The sequence below is a fragment of the Inquilinus limosus genome (assembly GCF_051487185.1).
GTDB lineage: Bacteria > Pseudomonadota > Alphaproteobacteria > DSM-16000 > Inquilinaceae > Inquilinus > Inquilinus limosus_F.
Genome location: NZ_JAHVDK010000008.1, coordinates 122,101 through 140,916, shown reverse-complemented (window position 1 = coordinate 140,916; position 18,816 = coordinate 122,101). Strand labels below are relative to the sequence as shown.

The 18,816-nt window shown below is 69.4% G+C and carries 17 protein-coding genes; 7 read left to right on the top strand and 10 right to left on the bottom strand.

What is annotated here, in order from left to right; translation table 11 throughout:
• Positions 1 to 59: 59 nt before the first annotated feature.
• The 5 genes from KXR53_RS11415 to KXR53_RS11395 form a co-directional block, all read right to left on the bottom strand.
• The gene (locus tag KXR53_RS11415; RefSeq protein ID WP_437375259.1) at positions 60 to 701 is read right to left on the bottom strand and encodes a LysE family translocator; all 642 of its coding nucleotides are present in this window, start codon (positions 699 to 701) and stop codon (positions 60 to 62) included.
• 118 nt (positions 702 to 819) lie between these two features.
• On the bottom strand, positions 820 to 3,927 hold the full coding sequence (locus KXR53_RS11410) for an efflux RND transporter permease subunit (protein WP_437375258.1): 3,108 nt from the start codon (positions 3,925 to 3,927) through the stop codon (positions 820 to 822).
• Complete coding sequence (locus KXR53_RS11405) at positions 3,924 to 4,931, bottom strand: efflux RND transporter periplasmic adaptor subunit (protein WP_437375257.1); 1,008 nt, start codon at positions 4,929 to 4,931, stop codon at positions 3,924 to 3,926. Before KXR53_RS11405 ends, KXR53_RS11410 begins: the two co-directional genes overlap by 4 nt.
• A 314-nt stretch (positions 4,932 to 5,245) precedes the next feature.
• Positions 5,246 to 6,007 (bottom strand): ABC transporter permease, encoded by a 762-nt coding sequence (locus KXR53_RS11400; protein WP_437375256.1) that lies wholly within the window; start codon positions 6,005 to 6,007, stop codon positions 5,246 to 5,248.
• Entirely contained in the window at positions 6,004 to 6,930 is a 927-nt protein-coding gene (locus KXR53_RS11395; RefSeq protein ID WP_437375255.1) for an ABC transporter ATP-binding protein, read from the bottom strand. The genes KXR53_RS11400 and KXR53_RS11395 overlap by 4 nt, the downstream gene beginning before the upstream one ends.
• Positions 6,931 to 7,116: 186 nt before the next feature.
• Between KXR53_RS11395 and KXR53_RS11390 the strand changes: the two genes are divergently transcribed.
• Positions 7,117 to 7,542, top strand: coding sequence for a YybH family protein (locus tag KXR53_RS11390; protein ID WP_437375254.1), 426 nt, complete (start codon positions 7,117 to 7,119; stop codon positions 7,540 to 7,542).
• 44 nt (positions 7,543 to 7,586) lie between these two features.
• Here KXR53_RS11390 and KXR53_RS11385 read toward each other — a convergent pair whose 3' ends face one another.
• From KXR53_RS11385 to KXR53_RS11375, 3 genes are read right to left on the bottom strand one after another with little or no spacing between them, the layout of a single operon-like run.
• Positions 7,587 to 8,294 (bottom strand): ABC transporter ATP-binding protein, encoded by a 708-nt coding sequence (locus tag KXR53_RS11385; protein WP_437375253.1) that lies wholly within the window; start codon positions 8,292 to 8,294, stop codon positions 7,587 to 7,589.
• Entirely contained in the window at positions 8,291 to 9,538 is a 1,248-nt protein-coding gene (locus tag KXR53_RS11380) for an ABC transporter permease (RefSeq protein ID WP_437375252.1), read from the bottom strand. Before KXR53_RS11380 ends, KXR53_RS11385 begins: the two co-directional genes overlap by 4 nt.
• Positions 9,539 to 9,541: 3 nt before the next feature.
• Positions 9,542 to 10,546, bottom strand: a complete 1,005-nt coding sequence (locus tag KXR53_RS11375; protein ID WP_437375251.1) for an efflux RND transporter periplasmic adaptor subunit — start codon at positions 10,544 to 10,546, stop codon at positions 9,542 to 9,544.
• Between the two features lie 93 nt (positions 10,547 to 10,639).
• On the opposite strand from KXR53_RS11375, the gene KXR53_RS11370 reads away from it, so the two are divergent.
• Positions 10,640 to 11,275: a TetR/AcrR family transcriptional regulator gene (locus tag KXR53_RS11370; protein WP_437375250.1), complete on the top strand. Its 636-nt coding sequence runs from the start codon at positions 10,640 to 10,642 to the stop codon at positions 11,273 to 11,275.
• 4 nt (positions 11,276 to 11,279) lie between these two features.
• On the opposite strand, the gene KXR53_RS11365 is transcribed toward KXR53_RS11370, so the two are convergent.
• A complete protein-coding gene (locus KXR53_RS11365; RefSeq protein WP_437375249.1) occupies positions 11,280 to 12,173 on the bottom strand; it encodes a hypothetical protein in 894 nt (297 codons plus the stop codon).
• A gap of 100 nt (positions 12,174 to 12,273) precedes the next feature.
• Entirely contained in the window at positions 12,274 to 13,455 is a 1,182-nt protein-coding gene (locus KXR53_RS11360; protein ID WP_437375248.1) for a hypothetical protein, read from the bottom strand.
• A gap of 441 nt (positions 13,456 to 13,896) precedes the next feature.
• Here KXR53_RS11360 and KXR53_RS11355 point away from each other — a divergent pair, with 441 nt between their 5' ends.
• From KXR53_RS11355 to KXR53_RS11335, 5 genes are read left to right on the top strand one after another with little or no spacing between them, the layout of a single operon-like run.
• The gene (locus tag KXR53_RS11355; RefSeq protein WP_437375247.1) at positions 13,897 to 14,670 is read left to right on the top strand and encodes an SDR family NAD(P)-dependent oxidoreductase; all 774 of its coding nucleotides are present in this window, start codon (positions 13,897 to 13,899) and stop codon (positions 14,668 to 14,670) included.
• A gap of 7 nt (positions 14,671 to 14,677) precedes the next feature.
• Positions 14,678 to 15,508 (top strand): enoyl-CoA hydratase family protein, encoded by an 831-nt coding sequence (locus tag KXR53_RS11350; protein WP_437375246.1) that lies wholly within the window; start codon positions 14,678 to 14,680, stop codon positions 15,506 to 15,508.
• Positions 15,508 to 16,677 (top strand): acyl-CoA dehydrogenase family protein, encoded by a 1,170-nt coding sequence (locus KXR53_RS11345; protein ID WP_437375245.1) that lies wholly within the window; start codon positions 15,508 to 15,510, stop codon positions 16,675 to 16,677. Before KXR53_RS11350 ends, KXR53_RS11345 begins: the two co-directional genes overlap by 1 nt.
• Before the next feature lie 25 nt (positions 16,678 to 16,702).
• Positions 16,703 to 18,343 (top strand): benzoate-CoA ligase family protein, encoded by a 1,641-nt coding sequence (locus KXR53_RS11340; protein ID WP_437375244.1) that lies wholly within the window; start codon positions 16,703 to 16,705, stop codon positions 18,341 to 18,343.
• On the top strand, positions 18,340 to 18,816 hold the full coding sequence (locus tag KXR53_RS11335; protein WP_437375243.1) for an acyl-CoA thioesterase: 477 nt from the start codon (positions 18,340 to 18,342) through the stop codon (positions 18,814 to 18,816). The genes KXR53_RS11340 and KXR53_RS11335 overlap by 4 nt, the downstream gene beginning before the upstream one ends.

The window sequence follows — 18,816 nt, the reverse complement described above, 5'->3', positions numbered from 1 at the left end:
GGCATTGCCGGTAGACGAACCTGGTCCGGTCCTGAAGGGAGCCGTGGGCGAGGCGCGGGTTACCGGCTGGTCGAGAGCAACAGCTTCCCTGCGAACAGGCCCATCAGACCGGCGAAGACGTAGTCCAGGACGCGCATGACCCGCCGATTCGTCCTGCAGGCCGCCATGAATCGCTCCGCGCTGAGGATGATCACCCCGCACACCAAGGCCCCGACGGCGATGAAGAGCAGGCTCAGGAACAGCGTCTTTCCGGACGCCTGCGGATCGTCCGGGCCGACGAATTGCGGCAGGAAGGTCAGGAAGAACATCACGATCTTCGGGTTGAGCAGGTTGATCGCAACCCCACCGAGATAGGCGCTGAGAGCGCTGTTCCCGCCGTTGTCTTGTTCCGTCGTCGGAAGCGTCGCGCCATGCCGGATCGCCTGCAGACCCAGCCACAGCAGGTAGCCGCAGCCGACGATCTTCAAGACCATGAAGACCGCGGCCGATGATGCGAGGAGCGCCGAGAGGCCGAGCGCGGCCAGCAGGGCATGGCACAGAAGGCCGGTGAGGGCTCCAAGCAGAGCCAGAAAACCGAGGCGCCGCCCGCCCCGGGCCGTGCGTCCGAGGAAGAACGCCATGTCCGGCCCCGGGGTGATCGCAAGCATGGCGCTCGCGGCGACAAAGCCAAGAAGGATGGGGAGAGACGGCAGGATTTCCAACAGAGCCCCCATGGTGGGCAATGGGCGGGACCGGATCTGCGGCGACCACGATGACGCGACGGGTCACGTGCCACAAGCGGTCGGATCAGCCGCTGCTTCTCTCGTCGGCCGGTGCGGCCTATTCAGCGCCGGCCGGGGCGCCCTGGTTCGGGGGCGCCTGCTCGACCAGCAGGCGCCCAAGGATCCGGCCGAGAAAGCGCTGCAAGTCGTCCATCACGGTGTAGAACACCGGCACATAGACGAGGCTGAGCGCGGTCGAGGAGACGAGGCCGCCGATCACCGCGATCGCCATCGGCGCGCGGGATTCGGCATCGGCGCCGATGCCGAGCGCGATCGGCAGCATGCCCGCGGCCATGGCGATCGAGGTCATGACGATCGGCCGGGCCCGCTTGGCCGCGGCGTCGAGCAGGGCGGATGCGCGGTCCAGGCCGCGCCGCTGCGCCAGGATCGCGTATTCGACCAGCAGGATCGAGTTCTTGGCGGCGATGCCGAGCAGCATCAGCAGGCCGATGAAGGCCGAGATCGCCATGGCATGGCCGGTGATCAGGAGGAATCCGAGCGCGCCGCCGATCGACAGCGGCAGGGCGACCAGGATGGTGACCGGCTGGATGAAGCCGCGGAACAGCAGCACCAGCGTCACATACATCAGGAACACGCCGGCGGTGACGGCCATGGCGAAGCCGCGCATCAGCTCCTGCATCCGCTCCTGGTCGCCGCGCTTCAGCTCGGTAACGCCGGCCGGCAGATGCTGCATGGTCGGCAGCTGCGCGATCCGCTGCGTCGCCTCGCCCAGCGGGATGCCTGCCAGCTCCGCCTCGATCGTGGCGCTGCGGCTGCGGTCGACCCGGGTGATGCTGTTCGGCCCGGCGCCGTAAGCGATGTCGGCGACGGCGCCCAGCGGCACGGTCGCGTTGCCGCCCTTGACCGGCAGGTCGGCGATCACCGCGGGGTCGTCGAGCGCATCGTCGTTCAGGGTGACGAGGATCGAGATCTGCCGGTCGCCGAGATTGTATTTCGGCAGGTTCTGGTCGATGTCACCGACGGTGGCGACGCTGACGGTCGAGGCGATGGTCTGCGGCGTCACCCCGGCCTCCGCCGCCCGGGCGGTGTCGGGGGTGACGATGATCTCCGGCCGCGCGATCGTCTCGGTCGAGACCACATTGGCCAGACCCGGCACGCCGCGCATCTCGCGCAGCAGCGATGCGCTCGCCGCCTGCAGCGCCGCCTGGTCGTCGCCGGCCAGGGTGACCGAGACCTTGGCGCCGGACTGGCCGTCGGCGCCGAACTGGACCCGGATGCCGGGGATATCCTGCAGTAAAGTCCGGGCGCGGGCCTCGAACTCCTGCTGCGAGACGCTTCGCTCGCCGCGCGGGACGAGGTTCACCGTCAGCGTGGCGGAGCGCACCTCGCCCGTGGCCTTGCTGCCCGGCCCCTGGCCGGAGGTGGTGGCGCTGCCGATCGCGGCGAAGACGCTCGCCACCTCCGGCTCCGTCTTCAGCCGGCGCGAGATCTTCACCACCGCCGCATCGGTCTCGGCCAGGGTCGCGCCCGGCGGCAGCTCGACCTTGGCGATCGAGCGGCCGCGGTCAGTCGCAGGCATGAATTCGGTCTGCAGCTGCGAGGCCAGAGCAAGCGAGCCGACGAAGAAGGCGATACCGAGGCCGAGCGTGATCCAGCGGTGCCGCAGTGCCAGCCGAAGCAGCCAGAGATAGGTCGGGACCCAGCGCGGCGTGTCCTCCTCATGCCCGCCGGCGCGGATCAGATAGGCGCCCATCAGCGGCGTCAGCATGCGCGCGACGATGAGGGAGAAGGCGACCGAGACGCAGGTCGCGACCGCGAAATCCTTGAAGATCTGCCCGGGGATGCCGGGCATGAAGGCGACCGGCAGGAACACCGCGATGATGGTGCCAGTGGTGGCGACGACGGCGAGGCCGATCTCGTCCGCCGCCTCCATCGCGGCCTCGAAGGCGCGCTTGCCGCTCTGCCGCATGTGCCGGACGATGTTCTCGATCTCGACGATCGCGTCGTCGACCAGGATGCCGACGACGAGCGACAGTGCCAGCAGCGTGATGGTGTTGAGCGAGATGTCGAACAGCGCCATCACCGCGAAGGTCGGGATCAGCGACAGCGGCAGCGCGACCGAGGAGACGAGGGTCGCCCGGATGTCGCGCAGGAACAGCCAGACCACGCCCATGGCCAGCAGGGCGCCGAGCCACAACGCCTCCAGCGCCGCGTCGTAGCTTTCGAGGACGAAGCCGGAGGAGGAGGTCACCTCCTGGAAGCGGAGGTCGGGGCGCGCGGCGCCGATCTCGGCGACCTTGGCGCGCACCGCCTCGGTGACGTCGATCTCGCTCGACCCGACGCTGCGGTAGACGCTGAAGGCGACGACCTCGCGGCCGTCCAGCCGGGCGCGCTGGCGCGGCGTGTCCCAGCTGTCCTCGACCGTGCCGAGGTCGCCGAGCCGGACCTCGCGGCCGTCGGACAGCGGGATCCGGGCCTCGGCCAAGCCCGCGACCGAGCCGGCGCTGCCGAGGGTGCGAATCGACTGCTCCCGCTCGCTGCGCCCGACCCGGCCGCCCGGCTGGTTGACATTGGTCTCGGCCAGGGTCTGGCTGACCTCGCCGGCGGTGACGCCCAGCGCGCGCAGCCGGTCGGGGTCGAGCCGCACCCGGATCATCCGGTCGACGCCGCCGGACCGCTCGATCTTGGATACGCCGTCGACGCCGAGCAGCGCCTTGGCGATGTCGTTGTCGACGGCCCAGCTCAGCTGGTCCGGGCTCATCGCCGGAGCGTCGACCACGAAGGTGACGACCGAATTGCCGGTGGCGTCGATCCGCTCCACCACCGGCGTCCGGGCGGCGGCGGGCAGGTCGGCCTCGATACTCGACACTGCATTGCGCACATCATTGGTGGCACGGTCGATATCGGTGCCGAACTTGAACTCGATGGTGGTGACCGAGCTGCCTTCGCTGACCGTGGAGGAGATGTCGTCGACATTGTCGATGCCGGCGACGGCGTTCTCGACGATCTGCGTGACCTGGGTTTCCATCTCGCTCGGCGCCGCGCCGGTCTGGGTCACCGTGACCGTCACCATCGGCAGGTCGATGTCCGGCATGTTGTTGCTGCGCAGCTGGGCGAATCCGAAGATCCCGCCCGCGGCCAGCACCAGGAACAAAACGATGGTCGGGACCGGGTTGCGGATCGACCAGGAGGAGATCGCGTTCATCGGGCGGACTCCGCCACCGTTTCGGCCTTGGCCGCGGCAATGCGGACGCGGCTGCCGTCGTCGAGGAAGCCGGCGCCGGCGGTGACGACCGGTTCGCCTTCGGACAGGCCATCCTCGATCGCCACCCGGCCATTGCTGCGGCTGCCGGTGCGCACGGCGCGCAGCCGCGCGATGCCATCGGCGTCGACCGTGAAGACCCGCGGCTGGCCCTCGCGCCACACCAGCGCCGCCTCCGGCACGGTCAGGACGCTGCCGTCGTCTGCGGTGATCGCCACGCGCGCGAACATGCCGGGCTTCAGCGCGCTTCCGGCCGGCAGGTCGGCATAGACGGTGCCCAGCCGGGTGGTGGCGTCGACCTTCTCCGCCGCCGCCCGCACCGCCGCCTGCGTCACACTCCCGGCGGCATCGGTCACCGTCACCGCCTGGCCCGGCCGGATCGCGACAAGATCCCGTTCCGGCACCAGGGCCTGGACCTCAAGGCGGCCGTCGCGGATCAGATGGACGAGTTCGGTGCCGCTCTGCACCACGGTGCCCAGCACGGCCGGCTTCTCCGAGACGAGGCCGGCGACGGGGGCGGTGATGCGGGTCTGATCCAGCTGCACCTGCAGCCGCTGCAGCGCGGCCTGGGCCTGGGCCAGCGACGCGCGGCTGGTCCGCACCGTGGCGGCGTTCTGGTCTGCCGTCTCCTGGCTGATCGCCTTGGCCGCCAGCATGCGGCGGGAGCGGGCGTCGACCTGCTCGGCATTGTCCAGCGTCGCCCGGGCCTGGTCGATCGCCGCCTGCTGCTCAGCGATCTGCGCCTGCAGCGAGCGGTCGTCCAGCCGGGCCAGGAGCTGCCCTTTTTCGACGCGGTCGCCCTCCTGGACCGGGATCTCGACGATGGCGAGGCCGCTCAGCTCGGCGCTGACCGTCAGCTCCTGCCAGGCGGCGACGCTGCCGGTCGCTGAGACGGTCCGGGTCAAGCGTTCGGCCCGCGCCGGCTCGACGCCCACGGTCAGGGCCACCGGGGCCTTCACCGCTTCCGAGGCGGAAGCCTCTTCGGCTGGCTTCGGGTCGCGGCAGGCTGCGAGCGCGAAGAGGGCAAACGGAAGGAGGCAGAGCAGGGCGGGACGTCGGTGTCGTGGCATCGGCAATGGTCTTCGAAGACACCCGGGCGTGCGGCCGGCGATTGGGCCGCGACCCTAAGGCGAAGCCATTGCTGTGGTTGGTCCGCTGATTGCCGAATGCGAACGGACCGGCGCGTTTCGTGTCGGAACATTGCCGACGCGGGACCGGCAATGTTTCGTTGCAAAATCGGTCGCCGATCCAGCGACGCCGTCTATGTCTTCAGCCGATATCCGGTCTTGAAGATCCAGGCCACGACCGCCAGGCAGATCGCCAGGAACGCCAGGGTCATGGCGAGGCTCAGGGCGACGCTCACATCGGGGATGCCGTAGAAGCTCCAGCGGAAGCCGCTGATCAGGTAGACCACGGGGTTGAACAGCGCGACCGTCTGCCAGAAGGGCGGCAGCATGGAGATGGAGTAGAAGCTGCCGCCGAGGAAGGTCAGCGGCGTGATGATCAGCAGCGGCACCAGCTGCAGCTTCTCGAACCCGTCGGCCCAGATGCCGATGATGAAGCCGAACAGGCTGAAGGTGACGGCCGTGAGCACAAGGAACAGCAGCATCCAGACGGGATGGGCGATCTGCAGCGGCACGAACAGCCCCGCCGTCGCCAGGATGATCAGGCCGAGGATGATCGACTTGGTCGCGGCCGCCCCGACATAGGCGACCACGATCTCGAAATAGGACGCGGGCGCCGACAGCAGCTCGTAGATCGTGCCGATGAATTTCGGGAAGTAGATGCCGATCGAGGCGTTGGAGATGCTCTGCGTCAGCAGCGACAGCATGATCAGCCCGGGGACGATGAAGGCGCCGTAGCTGACCCCGTGGATTTGCTCGATGCGCGAGCCCAGCGCCGCGCCGAAGACGACGAAGTACAGTGAGGTCGAGATCACCGGGGACAGGATGCTCTGCAGCAGGGTGCGCCCGGTGCGCGCCATCTCGGACAGGTAGATCGCGCGGATCGCGTAGAGGTTCATCGCCGTTCGCTCACCAGCTTGACGAAGATCTCCTCCAGCGAGCTCTGGCTCGTCCGGAGGTCCTTGAACCGGATCCCGGCGTCGCTGACCGCCTGCAGCACCGCGGTGATCCCGGTCCGCTCGCCCTGCGTGTCGTAGGTGTAGATCAGCTCGCTGCCATCGGCCGACAGGGTGAGCTGGTGCGCGGCGAGCTCGGCGGGGATGCTGTCGAGCGGGCTCTGCAGCTGCAGCGCCAGCTCTTTCTTGCCGAGCTTGCGCATCAGCTCGGCCTTCTCCTCCACCAGGATGATCTCGCCCTTGCTGATCACCCCGATCCGGTCGGCCATCTCCTCGGCCTCCTCGATGTAGTGGGTGGTCAGGATGATGGTCACGCCGGTCTCCCGCAACGCGCGGACCAGCCGCCACATGTCCTGCCGCAGCTCGACATCGACTCCCGCCGTGGGCTCGTCGAGGAACAGGATCTGCGGTTCGTGCGCCAGCGCCTTGGCGATCAGCACCCGGCGCTTCATGCCGCCGGACAGCGTCATGATCTTGCTGTCCTTCTTGTCCCACAGCGACAGGTCCTTCAGCACCTTCTCGATATGGGCCGGGTTCGCCGGCTTGCCGAACAGACCCCGGCTGAAGCTGGCAGTGGCCCAGACGGTGGTGAAGGCGTCCGTCGTCAGCTCCTGCGGGACGAGGCCGATCCTGGACCGGGTCGCGCGGAAGTCGGTCACGATGTCGTGGCCGTCCACCGTCACGGTCCCACCGCCTGGCCGGACGATGCCGCAGATGATGTTGATCAGCGTCGTCTTGCCGGCGCCGTTGGGGCCTAGCAGGGCGAAGATTTCGCCGCGGCGGATCTCCAGGTTGACGGCCTTCAGGGCCTGGAAGCCGGAGGCGTAGGCCTTCGAGAGATTCGAGACGGTGATGATCGGCGGCATGGCGACGACGATACCCGATGCGGAGGTGATTCGATGCGGCTTCGTGAGCCGGGTGGGCGGCAGTCATAGCCAGACGGGGCGATGGCGGGCTGTGCGCCTGCGCACAGGAAGACTGCGGGAACGCGGCCTTCCGGGCTGCGGAGCCATTCCTTATGTCGACTCCCGCAACCTGACAGGAGACGAACCATGGGTGCTCCCTCCCCCGATCTCTCCAATCTGTGGCTCGCGCGCGCCTTCAATGCGCAGGACGTCGAAGCGGCGGCCGCGCTCTACCACCCCGAGGCCTCGATCGTGCAGGTGAACGAGGTCCACGGCGGCACGACGATCGCGCGCGGCGCCGACGCGATCCGGGCGACGATGGCGGCTTACATCGGCATGAAGCCTCACATGGATGTCGTGACCCACCATGTCACCATCGCCGGCGACTTCGCGATGACGCGCTCGCAGTGGCGGATCACCGGCCAGGACAGGGACGGCAGTCCGATCGAAGTCCATCATCACGGGATGGAGGTTCACCGCAAAGGTGAGGACGGCAGCTGGTACTTCTTCATCGATCACCCGTTCGGCGCCGATGCGAGCTGGGCGGTCGAGCGCCCGCCGCGGACGGATTGAGCGACGCCGTCGGAGCCGAACACGCCGATCGACTCCACCACCGATCAGCCGCCGGTCCGCTCGTCGCTGGTCACGGCACCGTCGACGAGGTGGATGCGCCGGTCCATCCGCGTCGCCAGGTCGACGTCGTGGGTCACTGCCACCACGGTCTTGCCGCGCTCGCGCACCAGCCCCGAGAGGATGGCGAAGACCTGCTCCGAGCTGTGGGAGTCGAGGCTGCCGGTCGGCTCGTCGGCCAGCAGCAGCGGCGGGTCGTTGGCCAGCGCCCGCGCCACCGCCACGCGCTGGCGCTGGCCGCCGGACAGCTGGTCCGGCCGCTTGTCGCGATGGTCGGCGAGGCCGAGCGAGTCGAGTAGCGCCTCGGCGCGCTCCCGCATCTGCCGGGCGGAGAGGCGGCCCATCTTGCGCATCGGGATCTCGATATTCTCCGTGGCCGTGAATTCCGGCAGCAGGAAGTGGAACTGAAAGACGAAGCCGATCGCTTGCAGCCGCAGCCGGGCGCGGCCGCGCTCGTCCAGCGCCGCCGCGTCCTGCCCGGCGATGCGCAGCTCCCCCTCGGTCTGCCGGTCCAGCAGGCCGAGCAGGTAGAGCAGCGAGGACTTGCCGGAGCCGGACGGGCCGGTGACGGCGACGAGCTCCCGCTCGCCGATGGTCAGCGACACGTCCTTGACCAGCGTCACCGGCACCGTCTCCGGCAGCACCCGGGTGAGGCCTCTGGCTTCGATCAGCTTTCCTGGATTCTGAGCGCTCATGTCGCCCCCCGGATGATGTCGACCGGGTTCAGCTTCGCCGCCTGGCGGGCGGGCAGGTAGCCGGCGATGCCGGCCGCGGCCAGGGCGAAGCCGGCGGCGATCAAATAGTGCCACGGGCTCCAGGTCAGCGGCAGATGCGTGATCTCGCGCCCTACCGCGGCGCCGGACAGGCGCAGCTCGATCTTCGACAGGGCGAAGCACAGGCCGAAGCCGAGCACCCAGCCGACCAGCGAGCCGGCGAGGCCGAGCGTCAGCCCCTCCAGCAGGAACAGCCGGCGCATGTCCCGCGCCTCGAAGCCGAGCGACTTCAGGATGGCGATGTCGCGCGCCTTCTCATGGGTGATGGTCGAGATGATGTTGAAGATGCCGAAGCCGGCCACCAGCAGGATGGCGCCGACCACCGTGTACATGATGATGTTGCGTATGACGAAGGCCTCCAGCAACGACTCGTTCGCCTCCTGCCAGGCCACCGCCTTATAGCCGATCTGCGCCTCCACCCGCTTGGCCACCCCCGGCGCGGCCTGCGGGTCGTCGAGGCGCAGCCGGATCTCGTTGATGGCGTTCGGCCGCTCGCTCAGGACCTGCGCGATCTTCAGCAGGACATAGCCCTCGCCCTCGTCGCGGGCGGTGACGCCGGTGTGGAAGAGGCCGACGATCTTGACCGCGCGGCTCTGGCCGGTGGCGGAGACGAGGGTGACGGTGGTGCCGAGATCGGCCCCGAGCCGCTTCGCCAGGCTGTCCCCGACGACGATGTTGTTGCCGCCGGCGATCAGCGAATCGAAGCTGCCCTGGCGGAAATCCTGGGCGATGGAGGAGACCCGGGCTTCCTGCCGCGGCTCGATGCCGAAGATGGTGATGCCGATGTCCCGCCCGCCATAGCGCACCACGCCCTGGGTCTTCAGGGTCGTCGACATCAGGCCCGGGACCCAGGCGGCCAGAGCCGCCACCGCGGCGGTCGGGTTCAGGATGCCGCGCCGGTCGTCCCGGGGCCTGAGGCCGGCGATCGCGACCGCGTCGAAGGCGTCCTCCGCCGGCTGCCGTGCCGCCGTCCGCCGCTCGTCGGTGATCTGGACATGCGGCATGGTGTCGATCAGCTGGGCGACGAAATCGTCCTCGCCGCCCTGCATCAGCGCGGCCATGGCGATCGAGAAGCCGACGCCCAGCGCCGTGCCGAGGATCGCGACCAGGGTCTGCCGGCCGCGGCCGATGATATGGGTGACGGCGAGGTCGAGCAGAAGGCGCATGGCTCAGCCTCCCTCCGGCGCCACCCGGGCGCCGTCGGCCAGGGTCTCGGGGAAGGGGGTGATCACGCGGTCGCCCTCGGCCAGGCCGGACAGCACCTCGAAATCCCGGATGCCGCGAATGCCGATCTCGAGCGTCCGGCGCCGGGCCCGGTTGTCTGAATCGACCGTGAAGACGGCGGTCCCGTTCACCGCTTCAGTGGGGATCAGCAGGGCGTTCGGCACCGTGCGGTTGATGATGTTGACGTCGACCGTCATGCCGATCCGGACCGGCGTGTCGTCCGGCAGGGCCAGGCGCACGCGATAGGTCTTGGCCACCGGGTCGCCCTTCGGCGTGATGCTGTCGACCGTGGCCGGCAGCGCCTGGCCGGGGAAGGCGTCGGAGCGTAAGAGCGCCTTCTGCCCGACCGTGACCTGGGGGATGTCCTCCTCGTTGACGTCGGCAATGACCCAGAGCGGCTTCGGCTCGCCGACCCAGAACAGGATGGTGCCGGGGTCGACGATCTCGCCGACCTCGCCATCCTTGCGCAGCACCTGACCGCGCATTGGCGAGCGCAGCACGTAGGTCTCCAGCTTCGCGGTCTGGCCGGCGATCAGCGCCTCCAGCTGTGCGAGCTCGCTGCGCGCCTGATCGAGGTCCCGGATGCTGGCGACGTTGCGGCCGGCCAGCACCAGCTGCCGCTCGTGCTCGGCCGCCGCCAGCTTCTGCCGCGCCTTCAGCTCGGCCAACGTCGCCTCGGCCTCGCGGCTGTCCAGCCGGGCCAGCTCCGCACCGAGCTCGATCGGTTTGCCCTCGCAGTCGCACAGCGACACGATGCGCTCGCGGATCAGCGGCGTCACCTTGGCCCATACGCGCGGCTCGATCACACCGGTGGCGTAGACGATCTGCGCCGCCTCGCCGCGCTGCGGCGCCACGGTCGCGACCGGGGCAGGACGGGCGAACAGCCAGTAGGCGCCGCCGGCGATCAGCACGAGCACTAGGGCGACGGCCAGGATGCGGACGGTCTTCAACTCCGGCTCCCCACGACGTGAGTCGGTGAGAATATATATACGAAACAGTATCGTTTCGATATATGGTTCCGAAGAGAGTTCGGAGAGCTCGATGTGACGACGGCGAAGATCCTGGACCGGCGGGCGCCGGGGCGACCGCGCAGCCGGGCGGCGGAAGAGGCGATCCTGAAGGCGGCGCTGGAGCTGTTCCTGGACCATGGGGTCGAGGGGGCAAGCATCGAGCGCATCGCCCGGCGCGCCGGGGTCGGCAAGACCACGATCTACCGGCGCTGGTCCTCGAAGGAGGCGCTGCTGGCCCAGGCGATCGGCCGGGTGCGCGAAGATGCCGAGCGCGACATGGGCGTGACCGATTTCCGGGATTATGCCGACCTGCCGCTGGGCCCGACGCTGCGCCGGATGATGGAGGCCGGCGCCGATCTGATGGCAAGCCCGGAGAACCGTAAGCTGCTGGCCCGGCTGATCGGCTCGGTGCAGAGCCATCCGCGGCTGCTGGCGATCTATTGGGAGACCTATCTGCGGCCGCGACGCGAGGCCTTCGGCGTCCTGCTGGAGCGGGCGAAGGAGCGGGGCGAGCTGCCGGCTTCGGCCGACACCGGGCTGCTGCAGGACATGCTCGGCGGCGCCATGCTGCACCGGCTGCTGATCGACCCGGCACAGCCGACGGCGGAGGATCTGCGCGCCTATCTCGGCCGGCTGCTGCACCAGCTCGGGCTGGCCGACCCGGCATAGGGATTCAGGCCAGGTACTCGCCCGCGGTCAGGACGGTGGCGGCGATGGCCACCGGCCGTCTCGGCTCGCTGCTGATCCTGATCGCGATTCGGCCCGCCCTGTCGAAATCGACGCTCGTGACCGTGCCGCCGCCGCTGAGATAATAGGGCCACAGCCCCAGGGCCGCGTTCGACTTGATCAGCGCCTGGTCGGCTGTGCTGAAGGCGGCCGTCGAGTCGGATCGGACATCGATCTCCGACACCACGCTCAGCCCCGCCAGGAAGCGCGGCATCGTGCCGTCCGGCCCGAAGGTCGAGTCCCAGGTCACATCGGAGCCGCCGGGCCAGGGCAGGCCGCTCCTGGTGGCGTAGGCCAGGGCGAGGGCGGAGGACACGTACCAGTCCCCCGGTGTCGGCGCGAAGGTCAGGGCATGGGCGAAGGACAGGTCGGCGGAGACATCGCCGGAGGCGAACTGCGCACTCGGCCCGGCGGCCGTCGGGCTCTCCGTCCACAGGCCCCAGAAGCCGGGCTCCGGCACGGCCGTGCTGGTGAAGGGGAAGGCCAGGGACGGGGCGGCTTCGAGTTGCTTCAGCAGGCCGGCACAGCCGATGCTCCAGTCGGGCGGCTTCGACCCCCAGGCGGCGAGCCGTCGCTTGGCCGTGGCGACCGGGTCGAGCGGGTTCGTCCCCGCGATCAGCGCGTCGATCAGCGCGGAATAGGCCGTAAAGAATTGGGTGCCCGAGGCGGCGTAGATCGGCGAGCCGAGCGGAATCGCGTCGAACAGCGACCACAGCGCCTGGTCGTCGTCGGTCGGCAGCATCAGGGCCGGCTGCATCACGCGGCCCCTCGGGGCGGCCTGCCCGAGCGCCGAGAGCTCGGCCGCGGCGAAGCGGGCCTGCAGTTCGTCGAACGAGGTCATGGAATCCCTCGCATATTCGGATCGGGGCTCCGGCGGATGGGCGGAGCCGCCGCGGCGCCATGCCGACGCCGCGGCGGCCCGTCCCGACCGATGCCGCGCGTCAGCGGTCCGGATAGAAGGTGCGGGCCAGCACCTTCGCGGCGGCCGCCTCATGGCCGAGATACATGCTGGCGGCCAGCACGTTGCAGCCGATCACGACCGGCGCGTTCGGCCCGCTCGTGATCTTGACCTGCATCTCGCCGGAGGCGTCGAAGGAGACGCTGGTGGACGAGCTGCTGCCGTCGCTGCCGCTGTAGAACGGCCAAAGCCCCTTGCTCGAGTTCTGCTTGATCTCGGTCTGCTCGAGCGAGCTGTAGGAGGCCGAGGACGTGACCACGACCTCCATCTGGTCCGCGATCAGCAGATTCGCGGTGAAGCGCTGCATGTTTCCCTGCGGCCCGAAGGTCTTGTCCCAGTTGATCGGGCTGGCCGGGTTCCAGGGCGCCGCGTTCGGGCTGTTGTAGGCGAGGCCGAGCGCCGAGGAGCTGTACCAGTCGCCCGGTGTGGCGTTGAAGGGCAGCACATGCGCGAAGCTGGCCGACAGCGACACGGCGCTGGAGGCGAATTTCTGGCTCAGCGTCGATTCCGAGCTGCTGCCGCCCCACAGGCCGAAGAAGCCGCTGTCGGAGCCGCCGGTCCAGGTCTTGGAGACGTCGGTGTTCCAGTCGCCGGCCGACACGCTGAAGGCCCGGCTGGGCGCCTTCTTCAGCAGCGCCAGCATCTTCTGGTAGCCGGGCACGAAGGTGACCGAGTCCGTGCCCGCCGGCTTGTAGGGCAGGACGTTCATCTGGGCCGCGAAGATCGGGTCCAGCATGGCGGCTGCCAGCGCCGAAGCGCCGGAGACGGCGACGGCGGAGCAGGTGCCGTTGTACAGCGCCCAGTTGCGGAAGTTCATCGGCCCGGGCTTCACCTGGCCGTTCTTCAGCGCCGCCTGATAGGCGTTGAAGCAGGCCTCGCCGATGGTGGACTGGAAGTTGTTCGGCGCCGCCTGCAGCGCCGACATCACCGCCTGGTAGTCGGCCAGAAACTGGTTGCCGCCGGAGACGGTGGTGTTCTGCGTCAGCGATGCCGGCGGGATGGCGTTGAGGTAGTTCCACAGCAGCTCGTCGCCCTCCTGTCCGCCGACCAGCGGCGGTGACGGCTGGATCAGTTGAAACGGATCGCTGGGCGAATAGCCGAGACCCTGCGCCAGGGCATTGTAGAAGCCGGCCTGCAGGTCGACGAAATTCTTCGTGTTTGCCATGGTTTTCGTCCTTAAAATTCATAAAAACGGGATGGAGAATAAACTGAGAGCAAGACATCGGAGTTTGATGGATCGCGATTATCTGTATGCGATCGGATTTTCGAAGATGAGTTCGAGCAACCCCGGCCGGCCGTGACGGCACGGCTGGAGAGCCTCATATCCTGGAAGGACAGAACCAGTTTCGGATTAGGGTTAGAGGTAAAATCACATATTAGTGTATTCATCTGCTAATCGATTTCGGGAATGTCGCCGAAATCGAGGTGGATTCTACATCCTTCGACAAGTGAGTCAACGGATTCTTGGAATCGCAAATATTTCTTTCGATTTTAGATGAATGCTGTGACTGGCGGTTCACAATGCGGCCCGGCGATCCGGCAGATGGGCAAACACGATCTTGCTGCCAAGATGTTTCAAGCTTAAAGTATCTCGCAGGAGGTCGCCATGCCCGAACCGGACGGACTGACGGGTAAGCATGCACTGGTCACCGGCGGCGGCAGCGGCATCGGCGCCGCGGTGGCGGCGGCGCTGGCGGCCCGGGGTGCCACCGTGACCGTGCTGGGCCGCACCGAATCCCGGCTGGCCGAAACCGTCGCCGCCGGCCGGGCCCGCGCCTATGCCGTGGCCGATGTGACGAAGCCGGATCAGCTGGAATCCGCCGTCGCGCGGCTGGCCGCGGATCACGGCCCCGTCGAGATCCTGGTCAACAATGCCGGGGCTGCGGAGAGCGCGCCCTTCGCCCGCACCGACCGGGCGCTGTGGGACCGGATGATCGGCCTCAATCTCGGCGCGGTCTACGAGGCGACGCGGCTGGTGCTGCCGGGCATGGCCGAGCGCGGCTGGGGCCGGGTGATCAACATCGCCAGCATCGCCGGGCTGACCGGCTATCCCTATGTCGCCGCCTATTGCGCCGCCAAGCACGGCGTGGTCGGACTGACCCGGGCTCTGGCGCGCGAGGTCGCGGCCAGGGGTGTCACCGTCAACGCCGTCTGCCCCGGCTATACCGACACCGATCTGGTGCGCGGCGCCGTCGCCCGGATCGAGGGCAAGACCGGCCGCAGCCCGGACGAGATCCGGGCCGAGCTGATCCGGGGCAACCCGCAGGGCCGCCTGGTGCGGCCGGAGGAGGTGGCGGCCGCCGTCGCCTGGCTGGCCGGGCCGGAGGCCGCGAGCGTCAACGGCATCGCCCTGCCGATCGCCGGCGGCGAGGCCATGTGAGGCCGCAATGACCCAATTCACCATCGCCCCGCCGCTCTCCGCCTACCGCGCCCGGCACGTCCTGTGGTCGGTCGAGGGCAAGGTCGCGACCGTCACCCTGAACCGGCCGGAGCGGAAGAACCCGCTGACCTTCGACAGCTATGCCGAGCTGCTGGCTCTGTTCCGCGCTCTGGCCGCCGACGACGCGATCAAGGCGGCGGTGGTGACCGGGGCCGGCGGCAATTTCTGCTCCGGCGGCGACGTGTTCGAGATCATCGCGCCGCTGCTGGACCGCGACATGGCCGGGCTGCTGGAGTTCACCCGCATGACCGGCGACCTGGTCAAGGCGATGCGCGCCTGCCCGCAGCCGATCGTGGCCGCGGTCGACGGCGTCTGCGCCGGGGCCGGCGCGATCCTCGCCATGGCGTCGGACCTGCGCCTCGGCACCGCGCGCAGCCGCACCGCCTTCCTGTTCACCCGCGTCGGCCTGGCCGGCTGCGACATGGGGGCCTGCGCCATCCTGCCCCGCATCATCGGCCAGGGCCGGGCGTCGGAGCTGCTCTACACCGGCCGCAGCATGGACGGGGCGGAGGCGGAGCGCTGGGGCTTCCTCAACCGGCTGGTCGAGCCGGAGGCCCTGCTGGAGGAGGCCATGGCGCTGGCGCGGTCGCTGGCCGACGGCCCCACCTTCGCCCACGCCATGACCAAGCGGATGCTGCATCTGGAATGGGACATGGGCGTCGACCAGGCGATCGACGCCGAAGCCCAGGCCCAGGCGGTCTGCATGCAGACCCGGGACTTCCGCCGCGCCTACGAGGCCTTCGCCGCCAAGACCAAGCCGGTGTTCGAGGGGAACTGATGCCCGACCGCAGCTTCCTCGACTGGCCCTTCTTCGAGGACCGCCATCGCGAAGTGGCGGCGGCGCTCGACGACTGGGCCGGGCGGACGCTGCCGGGGCTGGTCGACCATCATGACGTCGACGGCTCCTGCCGCCGCCTGGTCGCGGCGCTGGGCCAGGCCGGCTGGCTGCGCCACGCCGTCCCGGCCAGCCATGGCGGCGCGTCGGAGCGGCTGGACGTCCGCAGCCTGTGCCTGATCCGCGAGACCCTGGCCCGGCACGACGGGCTGGCCGATTTCGCCTTCGCCATGCAGGGGCTGGGCACCGGCCCGGTCACCCTGTTCGGCACCAACGCCCTGAAGGACCGGGTCCTGCCGCCGGTGCGCGACGGCCGCGCCATCGCCGCCTTCGCCTTGTCCGAGCCCGAGGCCGGATCCGATGTCGCGGCCACTGGCACGACGGCGGTGCCGGACGGGCCGGATGCGGTGCGGATCGAGGGCGAGAAGACCTTCATCTCCAATGGCGGCATCGCCGACCACTATGTCGTCTTCGCCCGCACCGGCGAGGCGCAGGGCGCCCGCGGCCTCTCCGCCTTCCTGGTGCCGGCCGACGCGCCCGGGCTGAGTGTGGCGGAGCGGATCGAAGTGATCGCGCCGCACCCGCTGGCCACGCTGCGCTTCGAGGGCTGCCGCGTGCCGCTGTCCGACCGCATCGGCGGGGCGGGGGAGGGGTTCAAGGTGGCGATGGCGACGCTTGACGTGTTTCGCCCCACCGTCGGCGCCGCGGCGCTGGGCTTCGCCCGTCGGGCGCTGGACGAGGCGCTGGGCCGCGCCCGCGGCCGCAAGATGTTCGGCGGGTCGCTGGGCGACCTGCAGCTCAGCCAGGCGGCGCTGGCCGAGATGGCGACCGAGATCGACGCCAGCGCCCTGCTGATCTACCGCGCCGCCTGGGCCAAGGACCGCGGCGCCGCGCGGGTCACGCGCGAGGCGGCGATGGCCAAGATGCATGCGACCGAGGCGGCGCAGCGCGTGATCGACCGCGCCGTGCAGCTGTTCGGCGGCCTCGGCGTCACCCGCGGCGTGAAGGTCGAGGAGCTGTATCGCGAGATCCGGGCGCTCCGCATCTACGAGGGCGCCACCGAAGTCCAGAAGATCGTCATCGCCCGCCAGCTGCTGGCGGAAACGGAATGACGGCTGAAGAAACGGGAGAGGCGAGATGGAGACGAAGAGCGCGCATGTCGACAGCTTCGCCCGCGACAACCTTCCGCCGCGGGACCAATGGCCGGAGTTCCGCTTCACCCTGCCGTCACTGCAGTATCCGCCGCGGCTGAACTGCATCGCCGAGCTGCTGGACCGGCATGTCGCCGAGGGGCATGGCGACCGGCCCTGCCTGATCGCGCCGGGGATCGAATGGTCCTATGCCGATCTGCTGGATCGGGTGAACCGCATCGCCCGGGTGCTGGTGCGGGATGCCAGGCTAGTGCCGGGGAACCGGGTGCTGCTGCGCTCGGCCAACAACCCGATGATGGTCGCCTGCACCCTGGCCGCGTTGAAGGCCGGGGCGGTGGTGGTGGCGACCATGCCGCTGCTGCGGCCCAAGGAGCTGGCCTTCATGATCGAGAAGGCCCAGGTGCGCCTGGCCCTCTGCGACGCCCGGCTGCTGCCGGACCTGGAGACGGCGCGGGCCCAGGCGCCGGCGCTGCAGACGATCCTCACCTTCGGCGGCGGGACCGAGGCCGACCTCGAATCCCGCATGGCGACGGTTCCGGCCGAGTTCGCGCCGGTCGACACGGCGGCGGAGGACATCTGCCTGATCGGCTTCACCTCCGGCACCACCGGGGTGCCGAAGGGGACGATGCACAACCACCGCGACATTCTGGCGATCTGCGACGCCTATTCCGGCCAGGTGCTGCAGCCGAACGAGTCGGACCGCTTCATCGGCAGCCCGCCTCTGGCCTTCACTTTCGGGCTCGGCGGCCTCGTGCTGTTCCCGATGCGCGCCGGCGCTTCCAGCGTGCTGCTGGAGCGGGCGTCGCCGCCCGAGCTTTTGGACGGCATCGAGCGCTTCCGCCCGACCATCTGCTTCACCGCGCCCACCGCCTACCGCGCCATGCTGGCACAGAAGCCGGGGCGCGACCTGTCCAGCCTGCGCCGCTGCGTCTCGGCCGGCGAGGCGCTGCCGGCCGCCACCTTCGCGGCCTGGCGCGACGCCACCGGGGTCGAGATCACGGAAGGCATCGGCGCCACCGAGATGCTGCACATCTTCATCGCCTCCCTTCCCGGCGCGGTGCGGCCGGGCGCCACCGGCACGGTGGTGCCGGGCTATGAGGCGAAGATCGTCGACGCCGATTTCAACGAGCTGCCGGACGGCGAGGCCGGGTTCCTGGCCGTGCGCGGCCCGACCGGCTGCCGCTACCTCGCCGACGATCGCCAGCGCGTCTACGTCCGGAACGGCTGGAACGTCACCGGCGACACCTATATCCGCGATGCCGACGGTTATTTCTGGTACCAGGCGCGGTCGGACGACATGATCGTCTCCGCCGGCTACAACATCGCCGGGCCGGAGGTGGAGAACGCGCTCCTCACCCACCCGGCGGTGCAGGAATGTGGCGTGGTCGGCGCGCCGGACCCGGACCGCGGGCAGATCGTGAAGGCTTATGTCGTGCTGAAGCCCGGCGTCCCGGCCACGGCCGAAACGCGAAAAGCCCTGCAGGACCATGTGAAGGCGGAGATCGCGCCCTACAAATATCCCCGGGCGATCGAATTCCTCGACCGCCTGCCGCGCACCGAGACCGGCAAGCTGCAGCGCTTCCAGCTGCGCCGCCTGGCCGCCGAAGCCCAGGCGAAAGCCTCGTGACCGTGCTCCGCCCCGCCCGCGCCCGGCCGCTCGCCGCCGCCGACCTGCCGAAGGCGGCCTTCACCGCGGCGCAGCCGATCCGGTTCGAGCATTGCGACCCGGCCGGCATCGTCTTCTTCGGCCGCTATTTCAGCATGATGCAGATTGCGGTGGAGGAATGGTTCGCGGCGGAGCTCGGCCTGGACTACCACGGCATCATCCGCGACCGGCGGGTCGGGCTCGGCTATGCCCGGGCCGAATGCGACTATCTGAAGCCGGCGCGGATGGGCGACGTGCTCGGCCTGACCGTGCTGGTCGAGGCGGTCGGCCGCAGCTCGATCGGCCTCGTCCTCCACGGCCACCGCGACGGCGCGCCGGTACTGGCCGGGCGGCTGGTGCTGGTGACCACGGATCTCGACGAGGCGGCGGCGATCCCGATCCCGGCGGACATTCGGGCGGCGGTGGAATCCTATCAGCGGAGATGCGCGACGTGA